The sequence below is a fragment of the Pseudomonas fluorescens group sp. PF-1 genome (genome assembly GCF_054481335.1).
On the sequence record NZ_JBTMNG010000001.1, the window covers coordinates 3,026,140 to 3,045,798 of the forward strand.

The following is a 19,659-nucleotide window of genomic DNA, read 5'->3' on the forward strand; positions in this document are numbered from 1 at the left end:
TCAAACGAATCCTGTGGGAGCGAGCCTGCTCGCGAAAAAACTGCAGGCGCCGCAGGACATCCGGTTTTACCGTTATCGTTAACGACCCTCGCGAGCAGGCTCGCGCCTGGGGGTGTGCGCAACAGGCGCGGGGGCTGGCGTAAAGAACATCACCAGCGCCACGGTCAGATAAATCAGATAGGCACCCAGGGTGCTGACGGTCGGGGCATCCTGGTAACCGAACATGCCGGCCAGCACCGACCCCAGCGGACCGTCCATTGGCAGTGTCGTGCTGATGTCGAAAAGCACGGTTTGCAGGTGATTCCACACCCCGGCCTCGTGCAGCGCCTGCACCGAGTTGGCGAGAATGCCGGCCGCCACCACGAGGATGAACAGACCGGTCCAGCGGAAAAACACGCCGAGGTTCAGGCGCAGGCTGCCGGTGTAGATCAGCCAACCAACGATGATCGCCAGGACCAACCCGAGCAGAGCTTCGATCGGGGCCGCCGGACCTTCGCTTTGCTGAAACACCGCGAGCAGGAAGAACACCGTTTCCAGGCCTTCACGCGCCACGGCGAAAAACACCATGGCGATCAGCGCGGTGACCTGATGCCTGGACCCGGTCAGCGCGTGATCGAGGGAGGCGTGCAGCGAGTGCTTGATCGAACGCGCCACTTTGCGCATCCAGAACACCATCGAACTGAGAATGGCGACCGCCACCAGGCCGACCACGCCTTCAAACAGTTCCTGCTGTTTCTGCGGAAACTCGGCGCTCACCAGTTCCAGGCCTCCGCCCACTAGCAGGGCGAGGGCGGCGGCGAGGAACACGCCGATCCACACGGCAGGCATCCACTGGCCACGGCCGGTCTGTTTGAGGTAGCTGGCGATGATGCCAACGATCAACGCGGCTTCAATGCCTTCGCGCAGCATGATCAGAAAAGGAACGAGCATTCAGCACCGTGTGAGAATTGGATAGGGTGCTAAGTTGTAACATAATGAAACTCATTACCAAATGGCATTGATTTCCAATTACCTGAACATATGCTGAACAACCCGCAAAATCACTCCGCCCCCTGTAGGAGCGAGCCTGCTCGCGATGGCGGTCAACGATGACGTGGGCGGCCTGGATGAACGCGGTGCCCTGACCTCCATCGCGAGCGGGCTCGCTGCTACAGGGGCGCGGCGTTGGCGGCTGCGCTAATATGCCCACCACTCAAACAAGAACAGGGTTTGCCTCGCTCCATGGCGGAAAAAGACACCATCTCCATTCAACTGGTGCGAGAAGCGCTGTTGCAAAGTTGCGCCCCGGGCGTTGCCACCGAAGAGGTGTTGATCAAGGTCGGTATCGATCCGCTCCTGCTGCACACCAGTGATGCACGGGTACCGGCCACCGCTTACGCCCGGTTGTGGCGTCTGTTGGCGCGGCGCGGCGATGACGAGTTTTTCGGCATGGACCCGCGCAAGCTCAAGTCCGGCAGCCTGGAGTTTCTTTGTCGTTGCGCCATGGTCCAGCCGAGTCTGGCGGCGGGCGTCACCAGTGGCCTGGGCTTCCTGTCACTGATGCTCGAACACCTGCCCGCGGAACTGGTCCGCCAACAGAGCCTGGCGGAAATCGTGCTGCTGGAAGACGAACAAGAGCCGCGCCGGGCCTTCACCTATTTCACCTACTGGATGATCGTGCATGGCGTGGCCTGCTGGCTGGCGGGGCGGCGGATTCCGATCCTGGCCATCGAGTTGCGCTGCTCGCAACCGGACTTCTGCGACGACTACCAGGTGATGTTTTCCGAAAACCTGCGATTCGACCGTCCACGCACGCGGATGATTTTCTCGGCCGATTGCCTGGATGCGCCGATCAAGCGCAGCGCCGAAGAGCTCAAGCGTTTCCTGGCCCATGCGCCGGCGAACATTCTGGTCAAGTACCGCGACCCGCAGAGCCTGGCCAGCCGCATCAAGCACGATCTGCGGCAACTGCCGGCCGAACGCTGGCCGGAAACCGAAGCCCTGGCGCAACGCCTGTGCATGTCGGCCTCGACCCTGCGTCGGCGGTTGGCCGAGGAAGGGCAAACCTATCAAGGGCTCAAGGACAGCGTGCGCAAGGAACTGGCCATCGTCTGGCTGGCGGAGCCGGCCATCAGCTTCGCGGAAATCGCCACGCGCCTGGGGTTTGCCGATGCAAGTTCGTTCTACAAGGCGTTTCGCAAGTGGTCGGGGTCCAATCCGGGGCATTACCGCAGTTTGATTCTCAACGAAGCTTCCTGACAGAGGCGCCACCTACCGGATCTTGGCCAAACCAGTCACGCAACTTGATAACTTTGACCATTGTCCCGATCCCCCCGCAGAGCGAGTATTTCCCCGTTAGTTACGGTTCCCCCAACCTAATAAAAATACAGAGGGATTCTGGCAATGCGCGATTACTTGTCTGCTACATCACAGTTCAATTATCAGCACACCGTCGACGCCGTACTCGCTGGCGATCTGACTGCCCTCAACGCCTGCATCGAGTGCTGCGACCGGCATGCCTTGCCGGGTCGGATCGCGCTGTTCTGGGAAGGCCGCGACGGCACCAGCGCGACCTACACCTTCAGCGACTTGCAGGACAAGGCCGCGCGTTTCGCCAACTTCCTGTTGGCCCAGGGCGTGCAGAAGGGCGACAAGGTCGCCGGCCTGTTGCCACGTAACATCGAACTGCTGATTACCGTGTTCGCCACCTGGCGCATTGGCGCGGTCTATCAGCCGCTGTTCACGGCCTTCGGGCCGAAAGCCATCGAACATCGATTGGGCAGCTCCGGCGCCAAAGTGGTGGTGACCGATGCGGTCAACCGCTCGAAACTCGCGGAAGTCGCCGACTGCCCGACCATCGTCACCGTCGGCGGCCCCAAGGGGCAGGGCATTGTCCATGGCGATTACAGCTTCTGGGCCGAATTGGCCAACTTCTCCAATGTCTGCGAACCGGTGCTGCTGACCGGTGAAGACCCCTTTCTGCTGATGTTCACCTCGGGCACCACCGGCCCGTCGAAAGCGCTGTCGGTGCCACTCAAGGCCATCGTCGCATTCCAGAGTTACACCCGGGATGCCGTGGATTTGCGCCCCGAAGACGCGTTCTGGAACGTTGCCGATCCGGGGTGGGCCTACGGTATCTATTTCGGTGTCACCGGGCCGATGTCGATGGGCCACCCGATCACCTTCTACGATGGCCCGTTCACCCTGGAAAGCACCTGCCGTGTGATCAACAAGTACGGGATCACCAACCTCACCGGATCGCCAACGGCTTATCGCTTGCTGATCGCCGGGGGCGACGAGTTCGCCAAGTCGATCAAAGGCAAGCTGCGTATCGTCAGCAGCGCCGGCGAGCCGCTGAACCCGGAAGTGATCCGCTGGTTCGCCGATAACCTTGGCGTGGTCATTCACGACCATTACGGCCAGACCGAACTGGGCATGGTGTTGTGCAATCACCATGGCCTGGAGCACCCTTTTCATATGGGGGCCGCCGGTTACGCTTCGCCGGGCCACCGTATTGTGGTGCTGGACGAGCAGTACAAGGAGCTGGGCGTCGGCCAGCCGGGCATCCTGGCCATCGACCGCAGCCAATCGCCGATGTGCTGGTTCGCCGGTTACGAAGGCGCGCCGACCAAAGCGTTCGTCGGCGACTACTACTTGAGCGGCGACACCGTGGAGTGGAACCCGGATGGCAGCATCAGTTTTGTCGGTCGCAGTGACGATGTGATCACCACCTCCGGCTACCGTGTCGGCCCGTTCGACGTGGAAAGCGCGTTGATCGAGCACCCGGCGGTGATCGAAGCGGCGGTGGTCGGCAAACCCGATCCGGAACGCACCGAGCTGGTCAAGGCCTTCGTCGTGATCGGCGAGCAATACCGCGCCACGCCGGAGCTGGCCGAAGAGCTGCGTCAACATGTGCGCAAGCGCCTGGCCGCGCACTCGTACCCCCGTGAAATCGAATTTGTCAGCGAGTTGCCGAAAACCCCAAGCGGCAAATTGCAGCGCTTTATCTTGCGCAACCAGGAAATCGCGAAGGCTCAAGAGGCTGCCGCGAAGAACGTTTCAGCTTGAATCCAAGGAAACAATGATGCAGATCGAAAACAAGGTTTTTCTCGTCACCGGCGGCGCCTCCGGCCTGGGTGCGGCCACCGCTGAAATGCTGGTTGCGGCCGGCGCCAAGGTGATGCTGGTGGACATGAACGCCGAAGCCGTCGCCGCCCAGGCCCAACGCCTCGGCGCGCAAAGCGTGGTGGCGGACATCAGCAACGAAGCCGCGGCTGAAGCGGCGGTGCAGGCGACGGTCAAGGTCTTTGGCGGCCTCAATGGCCTGGTCAACTGCGCCGGCATCGTGCGCGGCGAGAAGATCCTCGGCAAGAACGGTCCGCACGCGCTGTCCAGCTTCAGCCAGGTGATCAACGTCAACCTGATCGGCAGCTTCAACATGCTGCGCCTGGCCTCGGCGGCGATTGCCGAAACCGAGGCGGACGCCGATGGCGAGCGCGGCGTGATCATCAATACGGCATCCGCCGCCGCTTACGATGGCCAGATCGGCCAGGCGGCCTACGCGGCGTCCAAAGGTGCCATCGTCAGCCTGACCTTGCCCGCCGCCCGTGAGCTGGCGCGTTTCGGCATCCGTGTGATGACCATCGCCCCGGGCATTTTCGAAACCCCGATGATGGCGGGCATGACCCAGGAAGTGCGCGATTCCCTGGCCGCCGGCGTGCCGTTCCCGCCGCGTCTGGGCAAACCGGCCGAGTACGCTGAGCTGGTCAGGCATATCATTGAAAACAGCATGCTCAATGGTGAGGTAATCCGTCTCGACGGTGCCTTGCGCATGGCCGCCAAATAAGAGGAATTGTCATGAGCCTTTCCAACGATCCAATCGTCATCGTCAGCGCCGTTCGCACCCCGATGGGTGGTTTTCAGGGCGAGCTGAAAAGCCTGACCGCGCCGCAACTCGGTGCGGCCGCCATCAAGGCCGCCGTGGAGCGCGCCGGTATCGCCCCGCAAGCGGTCGAAGAAGTGTTGTTCGGCTGCGTCCTGTCCGCCGGCCTCGGCCAGGCCCCGGCTCGCCAGGCTGCGCTGGGCGCCGGGCTGGATAAATCGACCCGTTGCACCACCCTGAACAAGATGTGCGGTTCGGGGATGGAAGCGGCGATTCTGGCTCACGACATGCTGGTCGCCGGCAGCGCCGAGGTGGTCGTCGCGGGCGGCATGGAAAGCATGTCCAACGCGCCGTACCTGCTGGACCGCGCTCGCAGCGGTTACCGCATGGGCCACGGCCGCGTGCTCGATCACATGTTCCTCGACGGCCTCGAAGACGCTTACGACAAGGGCCGCCTGATGGGCACCTTTGCCGAAGACTGCGCCGAAACCAACGGTTTCAGTCGCGAATCCCAGGACGCCTTCGCCATCGCCTCGACCACTCGTGCACAACAGGCGATCAAGGATGGCCGCTTCAAGGACGAGATCGTGCCGCTGACCGTGACCGTTGGCAAAGAGCAGGTGACGATCAGCAACGACGAGCAGCCGCCAAAAGCCAAACTGGACAAAATCGCCTCGTTGAAACCGGCGTTCCGCGAGGGCGGTACGGTGACGGCGGCGAACTCCAGCTCGATCTCCGATGGCGCCGCAGCACTGGTGCTGATGCGCCGTTCCGAAGCCGACAAGCGCGGCCTCAAGCCGCTGGCGGTGATTCACGGTCACGCGGCGTTTGCCGATACGCCGGGCCTGTTCCCGGTGGCACCGGTCGGCGCGATCAAAAAACTGATGCACAAAACCGGTTGGTCGCTGGACCAGGTCGATCTGGTCGAAGTCAACGAAGCCTTTGCCGTGGTCAGCCTGGTGACCATGACCCAACTGGAAATTCCCCACGAGAAGGTCAATGTGCACGGCGGTGCCTGCGCCCTGGGCCACCCGATCGGTGCCTCCGGCGCACGGATTCTGGTGACCCTGCTGTCGGCGCTGCGCCAGAAAGGCCTGAAACGTGGCGTGGCGGCCATCTGCATCGGCGGCGGTGAAGCCACGGCCATGGCCGTGGAATGCTTGTACTGACACCGCCCCCCTGTAGGAGCGAGCCTGCTCGCGATGGACTTGAACGATTACGCGGGCTGCCTGGATAAATGTGGCGCCCTTGCATCCATCGCGAGCAGGCTCGCTCCTACAGGTTTTGTGATTCAACCTAAATAAGGACTGGTCATGATCCCCAATGACGACCAACAACAAATCCGCGACATGGCCCGGCAATTCGCCCAGGAACGCCTGAAGCCGTTCGCCGCCGAATGGGACCGCGAGCACCGTTTCCCCAAGGAGGCCATCGGCGAGATGGCCGAACTGGGCTTCTTCGGCATGCTGGTGCCGGAGCAGTGGGGCGGATGCGACACCGGCTACCTGGCCTACGCCATGGCCCTGGAAGAAATTGCCGCCGGCGACGGGGCCTGTTCGACCATCATGAGCGTGCATAACTCGGTGGGTTGCGTGCCGATCCTCAACTACGGCAACGACGAGCAAAAAGAACGTTTCCTCAAGCCCCTCGCCAGCGGTGCGATGCTGGGCGCCTTCGCGTTGACCGAGCCCCAGGCAGGCTCCGATGCCAGCGGTTTGAAAACCCGTGCGCGCCTTGAAGGCGATCACTATGTGCTCAATGGCTGCAAACAATTCATCACCTCCGGGCAAAACGCCGGGGTGGTGATTGTGTTTGCGGTCACTGATCCAAGTGCCGGCAAACGCGGGATCACCGCGCTGATCGTGCCGACCGATTCGCCGGGTTACACCGTCGCGCGGGTCGAAGACAAACTCGGCCAGCACGCTTCCGACACCTGCCAGATCCTTTTCGAAGACGTGAAGGTCCCGGTGGCCAATCGATTGGGCGAGGAGGGCGAAGGCTACAAGATCGCCCTGGCCAACCTCGAAGGCGGCCGTGTCGGCATCGCCTCGCAATCGGTGGGCATGGCCCGCGCGGCCTTCGAAGCAGCCCGTGACTACGCCCGCGAACGCGAGAGCTTCGGCAAGCCGATCATCGAGCATCAAGCGGTGGCTTTTCGGTTGGCCGACATGGCGACCCAAATTGCGGTTGCCCGGCAAATGGTGTATTACGCTGCCGCCCTGCGTGACAGCGGCAAACCGGCATTGGTCGAAGCGTCGATGGCCAAGCTGTTCGCCTCGGAAATGGCCGAGAAGGTCTGCTCCTCGGCGTTGCAGACCCTTGGCGGTTACGGTTACCTGAACGACTTTCCGCTGGAGCGGATCTACCGCGACGTGCGGGTGTGCCAGATCTACGAAGGCACCAGCGACATTCAGCGCATGGTTATTTCGCGCAATCTTTGAGAAGGAGTCCATCTGTGAGCTACGAAACGATTCTGCTGGAAACCCATGGCCGTGTAGGCCTCATTACCTTGAACCGCCCGCAAGCGTTGAACGCCCTGAACTCGCAAATCATCGGCGAACTGAACCACGCCCTCGATGGCCTGGAAGCCGATTCGAACATCGGTTGCATCGTGCTGACCGGCTCGAAAAAAGCCTTTGCCGCCGGTGCCGACATCAAGGAAATGTCCGAGCTGACCTACCCGCAGATTTACCTCGATGACCTGTTCAGCGACAGCGATCGCGTGGCCAACCGTCGCAAGCCAATCATCGCGGCGGTCAACGGTTTCGCCCTGGGCGGCGGCTGTGAACTGGCGCTGATGTGCGATTTCATCCTGGCCGGCGACAACGCGAAGTTCGGTCAGCCGGAAATCAACCTCGGCGTGCTGCCAGGCATGGGCGGCACCCAGCGCCTGACCCGCGCCGTGGGCAAGGCCAAGGCCATGGAAATGTGCCTGAGCGGGCGTTTGATCGATGCCGTGGAGGCGGAGCGTTGCGGAATCGTGGCGCGGATCGTGCCAAGCGATGTACTGCTGGAGGAAGCCCTGAAAGTCGCGACGCTGATCGCCAAGAAGTCCCTGCCGATCGCCATGATGGTCAAGGAGAGCGTCAACCGTGCGTTTGAGGTGAGCCTGTCGGAAGGCGTGCGTTTCGAGCGTCGGGTGTTCCACGCAGCGTTTGCGACGCAGGATCAGAAGGAAGGCATGGCCGCGTTCATTGCCAAGCGTGAGGCGCAGTTCGTCGGCAAGTAATACGGCGTTTTTGCTGACGCCATCGCGGGCAAGCCCGCTCCCACAGTAGGTTTTGGGTGTGCTGCGGATTTTTTTCACACCGAAAAACCTGTGGGAGCGGGCTTGCCCGCGATGCTTTTGAGGCGCCCTCAGCTCAGCTACCTCGCTCCTACAGGGCCTCACACCAGGTAGTTCTTCAGTTCCCGTGCAATCACCATCCGCTGAATCTCGCTCGATCCTTCATAGATCTGTGTGATTCGCGCGTCCCGGTAGTACTTCTCCACCGGATAATCTTCCAGGTAGCCATAGCCGCCGTGAATCTGAATCGCTGAGGAGCAGACCTTTTCGGCCATTTCCGAGGCGAACAGTTTGGCTTGCGAGGCCTCCGACAGGCAGGGTTTGCCGGCTGTACGCAGGCGCGCCGCGTGCAGGATCAACAACCGTGCGGCGTTCAATTGCATGTGCATGTCGGCCAGCAGGTTGGCGATGCTCTGGTGCTCGATGATCGGCTTGTCGAACTGTACGCGTTCGCGGGCGTAGGTCAGCGCCGCTTCAAAGGCCGCGCGGGCAATGCCCAGCGCTTGGGCGGCGATGCCGATGCGTCCGCCTTCAAGGTTGGACAGGGCGATGGCCAGGCCCTTGCCGCGTTCGCCGAGCAGGTTGGCCTCTGGAATGCGGCAGTCGTTGAGGGTGACCGCGCAGGTGTCGGAGGCGCGAATGCCCATCTTGTGTTCCGTGCGATCGACGATGAAGCCTGCGGTATCGGTGGGCACCAGAAACGCCGAGATACCGCGTTTGCCCAGGTCCGGGTCGGTCACCGCGAACACGATCGCCAGTTTTGCCCGTTTGCCGTTGCTGACAAACTGCTTGGCGCCATTGATCACCCATTGACCGTCACGCAGTTCGGCGCGGGTGCGCAAATTGTGCGCTTCGGAGCCGGCCTGGGGTTCGGTCAGGCAGAAACAGCCGATGGCCTGGCCGCTGGCCAGATCCGCGAGCCAGGTCTTTTTTTGTTCTTCAGTGCCGTAGTTGAGCACCGGCCCGCAGCCCACCGAGTTGTGGATGCTCATGAAGGCGCCGGTCGCGCCGTCGCCGGCCGAGATTTCTTCCACGGCCAGGGCGTAGGCCACGTAGTCGACATAGGTACCGCCCCATTCCTCGGGCACCACCATGCCCAGCAGGCCCAGTTCGCCCATCTTCGCCACCAGGCCATCGTCGATCCAGCCGGCTTTCTCCCAAGCCTGGGCGTGGGGGGCGATTTCGCCACGGGCGAAGTCCCGGGCCATGTCGCGGATCATCACTTGCTCTTCACTCAATTCGATATCGTGCATGACTCAGCTCCCGCTCTCATCGAAACCCTGGAAGAAACTCGCAACCTGCCCGGCGTCCAGCGCCTGCAAAGTCGGCGGGTTCCAGCGTGGTTGTTTGTCTTTGTCGATCAGCAAGGCGCGCACGCCTTCGATCAGGTCGCCGCGCTCGAACCACTGGCGGTCCAGGTGCAGCTCCAGGGCGAAGCATTGTTCCAGGCTCAGGCGTCGACCGCGCCGCAGCATCTCCAGGGTCACGCCCATGGCCAGTGGAGAGCGGGTTTCCAGCAGGTCGGCGGTGGTCGTGGCCCATTCATGGCTGTCGGCGACCGTCACGGCGCGCAGTTGCTCAACAATACTCGGCACATCAGGCAGGGCGAAGAAGTGATCGATGGCCGGACGCAACGCCGCCAGCGGCGCGTCGGGCAGCTTTTGCACCGCGAGTTTCGCCAGCAGGCCCTGAAGGTCCTTCAGTGGCGTATCGCGCCACTCCAGTTGATCGAGTTTTTCGTCGAGCGTGCCCAGTTTGCTGCTCTCCAGATACCAGTCGGCGAGGCCACAGTAGAGCGCATCGGCCGCACGGATCTGCACGCCGCTGACGCCCAGGTAAATCCCCAGTTCGCCGGGAATGCGCGGCAGAAAGTAACTGCCACCGACGTCCGGAAAGTAACCAATGCCCACTTCCGGCATGGCCAGGCGGCTTTTTTCGGTGATCACCCGCAAATCCGCACCTTGCACCAGGCCCATGCCACCGCCGAGGACAAAACCGTCCATCAGGGCCAGCACCGGTTTGCGGTAATGGTGGATCGCGAGGTCAAGGGCGTATTCCTCGACGAAGAAGTCTTGATGCAGGGTGTCGCCGTTTTTGAAACTGTCGTAGAGCGAACGAATGTCACCGCCGGCACAGAAGGCTTTCTCGCCGGCGCCGCGCAGGACAACCACGTGCACCTGCGGATCCTGCGCCCAGGCATCGAGGTGGCGCTGCAGGGTGCGGACCATGTCCAGTGTGAGGGCATTGAGGCCGGTGGGGCGGTTGAGGGTCAGGTGACCAATGTGGTTGCGAACCTCGGCCAGCACGTCGTTTTGCATGGCATCCATGGACTGAGTCCCCGGAGAAGAAACCTGAGCAGTCATCACTAACTCCCTGCTTTTATTGTTCTTTATTGAGAAGCTCGCGCGCGAGCGATGCAGGATCGTAACAGTGCAAATTTGTGATGTACAACCGGGAAATGTGCAGGTGCTTACTGCATTTTTGCATGGCAACCATCGACGCCTGTGGCCGACAACGACGTGTTCAGGCGCTGCGGCTCAATACTTCACCAATACTGCGACGTTTGGCGTGTAACTCACTGGTATGAATCAATTGTTCAAGGTCTTCGGGCGTGACGTCGAAGAACGCCTCCATATCGGCGAGGGCTCTTTTCAGGTCCTCGGCGGTGATCGCCTGGCGATCAGTTGGCGGATGATCGGCAGGCACCACGGCCACCGGTTCGTTGGCACGCTTGGGGTAACGGATGCGCGTCAGGTTGTTGTAGGCCAGGGCGCAGAACAACATGATCGAGGCGCCGAGCATCACCGGGCCGAGGGCTTTCCAGTCCAGGGCAATGGTCGCCGGGTCTGCCAGCACCAGTGTCAAGGCGAGGGCGCCGGCCGGTGGATGCAGGCAGCGCAGCCAGCACATCAGGACCAGGGCCATGCCGGCCGCCAGGCAGGCGCTGGTCAAGGTGCGACCGAGTACGTGCGCCACCAACAGCGCCACCACCGCGGCGCTGAAGTAGCCGCCGAGAATCGACCACGGTTGCGCCAGCGCCCCTGAGGATACGGCAAAGAGCAACACCGCCGACGCCCCTAACGGTCCGATCAGATGTTGTGCCACCTCGATACCGAATACCTGCCCACACAGCCAGACACTGAGCAGGGTGCCCAAGGCCATGCCGATGGCGGCGCGGCTCCATTCAGAGGGGCGGGTGTTGATGGCGGCAGGTAACCAGCGAGCGAGCATGGCGGAGTGCGTTCCCTTGAGCAAAATCGAGGAAAAAAAAGGCTTACCGGGGGAAGCCCGGAAAGCCCTTGAAGTTGTTCCAACTGTTGGGGGAGGAACGAGCACAGTGTGCCGGTGATTCCTGATGCTGACAAATTCATATTAATGAAGCTTCAGTTCATTATTTCTGATGTATTACCACGCGACGGCCGCTCATGAAGCACAGCACCCCGCCCAAGGCTGCGAGGACACTCAGGGCATAAAACATGGTGGGCGCCGGGGTGTGCATCAGCAGGAAGCCGCAAATCACCGGGCTGAGTGCACCGCCCAGGGCGGCCAGATTTTGTGCGCCGTAATAGCTGCCACGCAGTTCAGCCGGCGCCAGGGTGTCGACGAAAAGAAACTCGGCCGGGTAAATGATGATTTCGCCAAGGGTGAAGATAAACATCGCCACGCACCAGCCCACCAGGCTGTCGGCCAGGCTGAAGCCGATCAGCCCAAGGATGAACAGGGCCGTTCCGCCGACGATCCAGTGGCGCAAGTGCTCGCGCTTGAGGAAACGGCCGATCTGATACTGCAACAGGATCACGCTGATGGCGTTGCAGGCGAGCAGGGCCGCCATGACTTTAAGGGTGTTCTGGTCGTCGCTGGTGACCAGCAGGTACTGCGACAGATAAAAGGTAAAGCGCCCGTGCACGACCGTACTGAGCAGGCAACCGCAGGTGAACATGATCAGGGTGCGGTCGTTTTTCAGGGTGAGCAGGGTGTTGAGGAAGCTCTGCGCCTGTCCGATTACAGGGGGCAGCGCCGGGTCCCTGGCAACGCCGGTCAGTAGAAAGATGCTGAAAAAGGCGATGGCGCCGGCGATCAGGAACGGCGCGATCGGATAAATCCCGGCAATCACCACGCCGAGCATCGGGCCGATGGCGTAGCCAATGTTGGTCAGGGTGTAGCTCAGGGAAAACGCCTTGGCCCGTTGGCCCACCGGCAGGTTTTCGCTGAGGATCGCCTTTGAACCGATGAGGAACAGCGCCGAAGCGGTTTCGGTGACCACCAGGATGACAGTGGTCAGGTAAAGGTTTTCGGCCAGGGTCAACAGGACCAGGCCGATGGCACTGGATAGCATCGTCAGGATCAGCAGACGGCGTTTTTCCAGGCGATCGATGATGTAACCGCCGTAGAGCGTGAGCAAGGTTGCGATGAACACCGCGATGCCCAGCAGCAAGCCAACGTCCTGTTGGTTGAGGCCGAGTTTGTTGCTCAGGAACAGCGTGAGCATGGGGCTGGTGATCGCCCGGCTGATGACGATGGTCAGCGAGCAGATCAGCAACCGGCGGATAACGAGGGAGTAAGCGGCCACGGGGTGAATGTCCTTATTCGAAAACAGCTGCGGTAAGCCTTCTGTTTAACACGCCACCGCAAGCTGTTGAAGAACAAGCTTGATCTTCAACAGCTTGCGGTGAAAGGCCATCCGAAAGCGCCCCGTGACTTCGGTTCCTCTATCAGGGGCGATGCAGCAGAACGAAGTCGTTCTTGTCGAAACGCCCGGTCAGTACGGGTGGCAAAGCGCCCAAGGGGGTGCCGTGCAGGGCGTTGTAGTCCTTGGCGTCCATCATCAACCACAACGGCCCCTGAAGGCTGTCCAGCTCTTGAGCCGACTCGGTGAACACCGGTTGCACGTCCTGCTCGATATTGACCATGAACTTGATGGCCTTGGCGTCCTTGCCCAGGGCATGCAGCACCAGTGGCGCCGGGTCTTTTTGCACCTGTGCAAAGGCCGCACGACTGAAGGTCCGGGTGTCGTACATCTGCCGTTCGAGCGGTTCAAACACCAGGATGTATACCGACCACAACGCCAGGACCGAACAAACGGCCAGGGTCTGCGGGCGCCAGTGCGGTTTGGCAAGGATCGCGAGTGCAAGCACTTGTAACGCCCCCAGGATCACCAGCACCGTAGCAAGGTTGGGCAAGTGTTGATCAAACCGTCGCTGGGCCACCAGCAGTCCGCCGATAAACAACGCCGGCATCAGCAGCCACAAACCTTGCATCAAGCCGCGTAGCCAACTGAACACCCGACCCTGGGCCACGGCAAAGGGGTAGGCTGCGATGATCGCCACAAAGGGCAATATCGGCAGCAGGTAGCGGGCTTTTTTTGCCAGGGGAATCGAAAGCCCGAGCATCACGATCAACCCGGCTGCGGCGCAATACTGGAGCAATCGAAGTGCCGGCCCGGTGTCGCGCGGTTTGTTCAGGGCCAGTCCCAGCAATGCCAGCAGCGCCAGAGGATAGGCCAGCGCATAGTTGCCCATCGAACTGGTGAAGTAGTAGAGCGAGCCGCTGACGCCTTCTCTACCGTCCATGCGCCCCATGAACTGCATGCGAATCACGTCCTGCATGAAGACCGGCCCGCCACTGGCCTTGGCCATCCACAGTAGCGCGCCGACACACAGGACCAGCAACACGGCGGCCGTCAGGCCGAAGCCGAAAAACCGCTGCCATTGACGATTGAGCAGGAAGTAGCTGCACAGCATGCCGGTGGGAATCACCAGCCCGATCGGCCCGCGCAGGCCGAAACCCAACAGCAACAAGGCGAAGATCAGTAACCATCGACGGGGTGCCGAAAAGTGATCGGCGGCGTAGCCCAGATAAAACACGGCAAATGCCACCGCCGCGAGCATCAAGTCCTGGGAAACCGCGCGCGCTTCGGTGATGAAGGTGTTGGTCAGCAACATCAGGGCGATGCTCAGCAACGCCCATCGGCTGGAAACCGGTGCGACCAGACGGTACATCAGCGTGACGATGACCGCCCCGGCGATGGCGCTTGGCAACCAGGCACTGAGGCTGGTGACCTGGCCGAACGGCAGAGCCGTCAGCCAGATGAACAGCGTTGAAAGCCCCAGGTAGTCAGCGTAGGGCTGACCATAGGTGGTAGGGAAAAACGACGGCCCGTGTCGCAGCATCTCCTGGGCAAACAGCACGAAGCGCGAATCGAAACCGATTGGCGCTTGCTGGTATGCCCCGGCGATGAACAACAGCAGGGCCAACAGTCCAACGACGCAGGACTGTTGGCGGATGGACAGCGACATTACGCTGAGGCGTCGAGTGGGGCGGACGGCCATTGTTGATGCGGGATTGGCAACTTGCGCGATTCGCCACGGCCCATCGGGAAGTACAGGAAGCCGCCACGGGAGAGGCGTTCGGCGTCGTACAGGTTGCGTCCATCGAAGATCACCGGGGCAATGAGGCGCTGGCGGATCAGGTCGAAATCCGGTGCCTTGAATTGCTGCCACTCGGTGCAGATGATCAGTGCATCGGCACCGGTCAGCACCGATTCCGGCGTGCCCATCAGCATCAGCTTCGCTTCATCGGGATACAGTTTCTGGGTTTCCTGCATCGCTTCGGGGTCGAACGCACGCACATTGGCGCCAGCGGCCCACAGCGATTCCAGCAGGACCCGGCTCGGCGCATCACGCATGTCGTCGGTGTTGGGTTTGAATGCCAGGCCCCAGAGAGCAAAGGTCTTGCCCTTCAGATCGCCCTTGTAGAACGCGTTGATGCGTTCGAACAGCTTGTGTTTCTGCCGTTCATTGATGGCTTCCACCGCTTGCAACAGATCGTTGGAGCAGTGGGCCTCTTCGGCACTGTGAATCAGGGCGCGCATGTCTTTGGGGAAGCACGAACCGCCGTAGCCGCAACCCGGGTAGATGAAGTGGTAGCCAATACGGGAGTCGGCGCCGATGCCCAGTCGAACCGATTCGATGTCGGCACCCAGGTGTTCGGCCAGTTCGGCGATCTGGTTGATGAAGCTGATCTTGGTCGCCAGCATGCAGTTGGCGGCGTACTTGGTCAGCTCGGCGCTGCGCAGGTCCATGAACATGACCCGGTCATGGTTGCGGTTGAAAGGGGCATACAGGTCGCGCATCACATCGCGCACTTCATCGCGCTCGCAGCCGATGATGATGCGGTCCGGACGACGGCAATCAGACACGGCCGAGCCTTCTTTCAAGAACTCCGGGTTGGAGACGATATCGAACTGCAGCGAACGCCCGTCCTTGGCCAGGCATTGTTCGATGTGTGCACGCAGGGTATCGCCTGTGCCGACCGGTACAGTGGATTTCTCCACCAGAATCAGCGGTTGTTCGCGGTGCCGCGCGACGGCGTCGCCCACGGACAAGACGTAACGCAGATCCGCCGAGCCATCCTCGCGGGACGGTGTGCCGACCGCGATGAACAACACCTGGCCGTGCTGTACCGCGAATTTTTCATCGCTGGTGAATTGCAACCGTTTGCCGTCCAGGCCTTCGCGCACCAGGCTGGCAAGCCCCGGCTCGAAAATGCTCACATGACCTTGCTGCAGCAACTTGACTTTTTTCTCGTCAATATCCATGCAGACCACGTCGTGGCCAACTTCCGCCAGGACGGCGGCTTGCACCAAGCCAACATAACCGCTACCAAACACACTGATTTTCATGAGGCACTCCTAAGTTCGGGCGCACTTGCAGGTCGAGAATTAATGGTGATGACACCCAGGATGACCAGGGCGACGCCAAGGCTTTTTGAAAGGCTGAAATCTTCGTGAAACAGCGGCAGGCTGGCGGCCAACAGGTACACCAGCGCGTAGCTGATGCTCAGCAGCGAGTAGGCCCGGCCCAGGGGCAGGTCACGCAGGGCGAGGAGCCAACTGAGCATTGAAAGGGCATAGGCAAGGACGGCGGCCAGCACCACGGCGACCGCTGCCAGGTCGATCGGGGCGCTGAGCCATTGTTCAGGCGACGGCAGATGGCTCATGCTCCAGCGCATGCCCAACTGCGCCGAACTGACCAACAGCACGCTGCCCAGGGCGAAGGTGATTCCGCGACGCGGGTTCATGCGTGTTGTCCCAGCAGTGCCACGCCACCGATCACCAGGGCTACACCCAGCCAGTGACGGCGGTCGATGGTTTCATGGAAAACGAAGCGTGCGACCAGGGTGATCAGCACGAAATTGAGGCTCAACATCGGGTAGGCGATGCCCACCTCGAGACGCTGCAGCACCAGCAACCAGACCAGCAAGCCCAGCCCGAGCGAGACGAGCGCCAGCCACAGCCACGGCGAGCGCAGTTTCTGCGCCCAGCTCGAGGGTTGTCCGCGCCAGCTTTCCACGGCGTACTTCTGGGCCACCTGGCCCAGGCATGTCAGCAGGCAAGCGAGCAGCAGCAGCATCAGGCTCATGGCGCGGCCTGAGGAATAATCAAAATGACCAGATTGCCTTGCTCATAACGCTTGCCTTCCTTGGGCAATTGTTCGAGCTCGTGCAGTTCGTCGTCACCCTTGACCCGCATCACCACGCCGACCGGGCCTTGTTGACGGGCTTCGAGCATCCATTGCTGGATCTGATCGGAGTTGACGCGCTGCTTCAACGAGTCAGGGTAGGCAAGGCCATACTTCAATTCGCCGACCGTGTTGTAGAAAGACACGTCCGGGCGCTTCGTTCGCCAGGCCAGGGCCGAAGCCGCTCCCAGATCATTGCTCAGCAACCTGGCGCTCTGGCCGAGTTCCTGCGCGTGATCGAGGATGAACTGATCAGGCGTCTTGTTGGCAACCACCGAGTTGGGCAGGCCGGCCGGCAGCAGGCCGATCAGCAGCAGGCTGCCAAAGGCCGGAGCCCCCCAGCATTGCAGTGGCCTGAAGGCTTGCAGCAGGTTGGCCATGATCCAGCCGATCAGACCGATAAACACCAGCACCAGGTTGTGCAGTTCATGGTCGTACAGCGGCTTTTTAAGCTGCAGGTAGACCAGGGCGAGCAGGGTGATCACACCCAGCGCAAGGTTGAGAATCCCGTTGATACCGAGGATCCGGCCTTGCTCCAGTTTCAGGCGATCGGCCAGGGTGTGACCCAGCAGCAGGGCCAACGGTAGCAGGCACGGCAGGATGTAAGCCGGCAGCTTGCCTTTACTGAGGCTGAAGAAAATCAGCGGCATCCACAGCCACAGCAACAGAAACGCGATGTTGCTCTGGCGACGAGTCTGCCACGCCTGTTTCAGCGCTGGCGGCAGCAACGCCACCCACGGCAGGCTGAACCCCACCAGCAACGGCAGGTAATACCACCACGGCGCATCATGCTGGGCATCTTCCCCGGCGAAGCGGCGGATATGCTCGTGCCAGAAGAAGAACCGCCAGTAGTCGGGCTCCTGGGCATGCACCGCGAGGACCCACGGCAGGCTGACCACCACGGCCACGACAATCGCCACCGGGCCGTAGACCAGCAACTCGCGCCAGCGCTTTTGCCAGAGCATCCAGGGCAGGGCGATCAGCACCGGCAACAGCCAGGCGAGAAAACCCTTGGTCATGAAACCCATGCCACACGCCAGCCCCAGCACTGCCCAGGCGATCAGACGTTGACCGCGGCTCGCGCTATCGACAGCAAACCACAAGGCAACCAGGCTCAGGTTGACCCAGAAGGTGAATTGCGGATCGAGGTTGGCGTATCCGGCCTGGGCGGCGATCACCGTGAGGCTCATGTACAGCAGCGCACAGGCGAAACTCTTGCGCGGCTCGTTCCACATCCGCCGTGCGATCAGGTAGCACAGCAGTACGCTCAAGGCCGTGCTCAGCGCCGAGGCGAAACGCACACCGAACAGGTTTTGACCGAACAGCGCCTGGCCAATGGCAATCATCCAGTAGCCGGCGACCGGTTTTTCGAAATAGCGCACGTCCATGAAATGCGGCGACACCCAGTTGCCGCTCAGCAGCATGTTCTGGCTGATCTGGGCGTAGCGGGTTTCATCGGGAATCCACAGGCCGTGGGTTCCCAGAGGCAGCAGGTAGGCCAGCGCCATAAGGGCCAGCAATAGCGGGAATGCCCAGCGTTTGCTCATGCGCCTTGCACTCCCAGCCAGCCTTCGCGACCTTCGAGTGTGCCGCGTACCACGCGACCGGTCGGCAAACTGTCAGGGGTGTTGGGCAGCAGGTCGCCCAAGGGTTGAAAGTGAATGCCTCGCTGCCGCGCATCGCTCAGCAGTTGGCGGAAATCATTGGCCATCAGAATCCCTTCTACTTCGGCATGTATCGTGTAGACGTTGAGTTTTTCCGGTGTGAACCGGTCAAGGATAAAGCTGTTGAAGTCTTTGGCGGCGACGTTCGGACCGACCACTTCGTCGAAAGTCGGCAGATCCACGGGGATTTGTGGCGCACCCAGGCGTCCATCGGCCAGTTTCGGCTGGAACAGACTCTGACCGCGACAATCGCTGTTATAGCGAAAGCCGAAGCGCTGCTTGGCCTCGATCACGCGCTCATCCGCGCGCCAGCCGGCGGCGGCTGAACATTCGATCTTTGCCCCGAGGATGTCGCTGAGGGTGTCCACGCCACGACGAATCTGCTCGATCAATTGCGCGTCGTTCCAGCGTCCGGCATTGGCCTGCCAGCCATGGTGATCCCAGGCATGCAGGCCGACTTCATGGCCGGCGTCACGGGCTTGACGCATCAGGTGCCCGAGATCGCGACCAATCGGTTTGCCCGGCCATGCAGTGCCGGCCAGCAGGATGTCCCAGCCATAGAGGCCGGCCGCGTTTGAGCGGAGCATTTTCCAGAGGAATTGTGGACGGATGAGGCGCCACAAGTGGCGCCCCATGTTGTCCGGGCCGACGCTGAAGAAAAACGTCGCCTTGACCTGTGCCTCGTCCAGCATTTCCAGCAGCCGGGGCACCCCCTCACGGGTGCCTCGGTAAGTGTCGACATCGATGCGTAGGCCTGCCTGCATCAGCGCTTGTCCGCGATTTCGAGCATGGCTTCGCGCAGGAAGAAGTCCAGGGTGTTGCCGATGGTTTCGCGCATTTCCACGGTTGGCTCCCAGTTCAACAGGCGCTTGGCGTTGGCGATGCTTGGCTTGCGGTGTTCCACGTCCTGGTAACCGGCACCGTAGAACGCCTTGCTTTCCACGTCGCGGAAACCGGCGAAAGGCGGGAAGTTGTCGCGCAGCGGGTGAGCTTCGAACTGACGCAGCAGCTCTTCGCCCAGTTGACGGATGCTCGCTTCGTTGTCCGGGTTGCCAATGTTGATGATCTGACCGTTGCAGACATCGTTGTCGTTGTCGATGATCCGCGCCAGCGCTTCGACGCCGTCGGCGATGTCGGTGAAGCAGCGTTTCTGCTCGCCGCCGTCGAACAGGCGGATCGGCGTACCTTCCACCAGGTTGAGGATCAGCTGGGTGATGGCGCGGGAGCTGCCGATACGTGCCGAATCCAGACGGTCCAGACGCGGGCCCATCCAGTTGAATGGACGGAACAGGGTGAAATTCAGGCCTTTGGCGCCGTAAGCCCAGATGA

The 19,659-nt window shown here is 61.4% G+C and carries 18 protein-coding genes; 6 read left to right on the forward strand and 12 right to left on the reverse strand.

The window, feature by feature from the left end; genetic code table 11:
- Positions 1 to 78: 78 nt before the first annotated feature.
- Positions 79 to 930: an iron uptake transporter permease EfeU gene (gene efeU, locus ACX3YD_RS14585; RefSeq protein WP_458960366.1), complete on the reverse strand. Its 852-nt coding sequence runs from the start codon at positions 928 to 930 to the stop codon at positions 79 to 81.
- A gap of 291 nt (positions 931 to 1,221) precedes the next feature.
- Between efeU and ACX3YD_RS14590 the strand changes: the two genes are divergently transcribed.
- From ACX3YD_RS14590 to ACX3YD_RS14615, 6 genes are all read left to right on the forward strand, one after another.
- Positions 1,222 to 2,238, forward strand: coding sequence for an AraC family transcriptional regulator (locus tag ACX3YD_RS14590; RefSeq protein WP_458960417.1), 1,017 nt, complete (start codon positions 1,222 to 1,224; stop codon positions 2,236 to 2,238).
- A gap of 144 nt (positions 2,239 to 2,382) precedes the next feature.
- Entirely contained in the window at positions 2,383 to 4,047 is a 1,665-nt protein-coding gene (locus ACX3YD_RS14595; protein ID WP_458960367.1) for an AMP-binding protein, read from the forward strand.
- Between the two features lie 16 nt (positions 4,048 to 4,063).
- Positions 4,064 to 4,825: an SDR family NAD(P)-dependent oxidoreductase gene (locus ACX3YD_RS14600; RefSeq protein WP_458960368.1), complete on the forward strand. Its 762-nt coding sequence runs from the start codon at positions 4,064 to 4,066 to the stop codon at positions 4,823 to 4,825.
- 11 nt (positions 4,826 to 4,836) lie between these two features.
- The gene (locus ACX3YD_RS14605; protein WP_458960369.1) at positions 4,837 to 6,030 is read left to right on the forward strand and encodes an acetyl-CoA C-acyltransferase; all 1,194 of its coding nucleotides are present in this window, start codon (positions 4,837 to 4,839) and stop codon (positions 6,028 to 6,030) included.
- A gap of 144 nt (positions 6,031 to 6,174) precedes the next feature.
- Positions 6,175 to 7,302: an acyl-CoA dehydrogenase gene (locus ACX3YD_RS14610; RefSeq protein ID WP_047529329.1), complete on the forward strand. Its 1,128-nt coding sequence runs from the start codon at positions 6,175 to 6,177 to the stop codon at positions 7,300 to 7,302.
- Between the two features lie 14 nt (positions 7,303 to 7,316).
- On the forward strand, positions 7,317 to 8,090 hold the full coding sequence (locus tag ACX3YD_RS14615) for an enoyl-CoA hydratase (protein ID WP_458960370.1): 774 nt from the start codon (positions 7,317 to 7,319) through the stop codon (positions 8,088 to 8,090).
- Positions 8,091 to 8,248: 158 nt separating this feature from the next.
- Here ACX3YD_RS14615 and ACX3YD_RS14620 read toward each other — a convergent pair whose 3' ends face one another.
- The 11 genes from ACX3YD_RS14620 to ACX3YD_RS14670 all read right to left on the reverse strand — a co-directional run.
- Positions 8,249 to 9,400: an acyl-CoA dehydrogenase family protein gene (locus ACX3YD_RS14620; RefSeq protein ID WP_458960371.1), complete on the reverse strand. Its 1,152-nt coding sequence runs from the start codon at positions 9,398 to 9,400 to the stop codon at positions 8,249 to 8,251.
- Between the two features lie 3 nt (positions 9,401 to 9,403).
- Entirely contained in the window at positions 9,404 to 10,510 is a 1,107-nt protein-coding gene (locus ACX3YD_RS14625; RefSeq protein ID WP_458960372.1) for an enoyl-CoA hydratase/isomerase family protein, read from the reverse strand.
- A 160-nt stretch (positions 10,511 to 10,670) separates the two neighbouring features.
- A complete protein-coding gene (locus tag ACX3YD_RS14630) occupies positions 10,671 to 11,378 on the reverse strand; it encodes an HPP family protein (protein WP_458960373.1) in 708 nt (235 codons plus the stop codon).
- A gap of 160 nt (positions 11,379 to 11,538) precedes the next feature.
- Positions 11,539 to 12,717 carry an MFS transporter gene (locus tag ACX3YD_RS14635; protein WP_103403062.1) on the reverse strand — a complete coding sequence of 393 codons (1,179 nt, stop codon included), beginning with the start codon at positions 12,715 to 12,717 and terminating at the stop codon, positions 11,539 to 11,541.
- A 142-nt stretch (positions 12,718 to 12,859) separates the two neighbouring features.
- Positions 12,860 to 14,443: an ArnT family glycosyltransferase gene (locus ACX3YD_RS14640; protein ID WP_458960374.1), complete on the reverse strand. Its 1,584-nt coding sequence runs from the start codon at positions 14,441 to 14,443 to the stop codon at positions 12,860 to 12,862.
- Positions 14,443 to 15,828 carry a UDP-glucose dehydrogenase family protein gene (locus tag ACX3YD_RS14645; protein WP_458960375.1) on the reverse strand — a complete coding sequence of 462 codons (1,386 nt, stop codon included), beginning with the start codon at positions 15,826 to 15,828 and terminating at the stop codon, positions 14,443 to 14,445. The genes ACX3YD_RS14640 and ACX3YD_RS14645 overlap by 1 nt, the downstream gene beginning before the upstream one ends.
- Positions 15,825 to 16,226, reverse strand: coding sequence for a 4-amino-4-deoxy-L-arabinose-phosphoundecaprenol flippase subunit ArnF (arnF, locus tag ACX3YD_RS14650; protein WP_047529314.1), 402 nt, complete (start codon positions 16,224 to 16,226; stop codon positions 15,825 to 15,827). The genes ACX3YD_RS14645 and arnF overlap by 4 nt, the downstream gene beginning before the upstream one ends.
- On the reverse strand, positions 16,223 to 16,567 hold the full coding sequence (gene arnE / locus ACX3YD_RS14655) for a 4-amino-4-deoxy-L-arabinose-phosphoundecaprenol flippase subunit ArnE (RefSeq protein ID WP_103403065.1): 345 nt from the start codon (positions 16,565 to 16,567) through the stop codon (positions 16,223 to 16,225). Before arnE ends, arnF begins: the two co-directional genes overlap by 4 nt.
- Positions 16,564 to 18,213 (reverse strand): lipid IV(A) 4-amino-4-deoxy-L-arabinosyltransferase, encoded by a 1,650-nt coding sequence (arnT, locus tag ACX3YD_RS14660; RefSeq protein ID WP_458960376.1) that lies wholly within the window; start codon positions 18,211 to 18,213, stop codon positions 16,564 to 16,566. The genes arnE and arnT overlap by 4 nt, the downstream gene beginning before the upstream one ends.
- Positions 18,210 to 19,094 (reverse strand): 4-deoxy-4-formamido-L-arabinose-phosphoundecaprenol deformylase, encoded by an 885-nt coding sequence (gene arnD, locus ACX3YD_RS14665; RefSeq protein WP_458960377.1) that lies wholly within the window; start codon positions 19,092 to 19,094, stop codon positions 18,210 to 18,212. Before arnD ends, arnT begins: the two co-directional genes overlap by 4 nt.
- On the reverse strand, positions 19,094 to 19,659 hold a 566-nt coding region (locus tag ACX3YD_RS14670), incomplete at its 5' end, for an NAD-dependent epimerase/dehydratase family protein (RefSeq protein WP_458960378.1). The genes ACX3YD_RS14670 and arnD, both read right to left, overlap by 1 nt.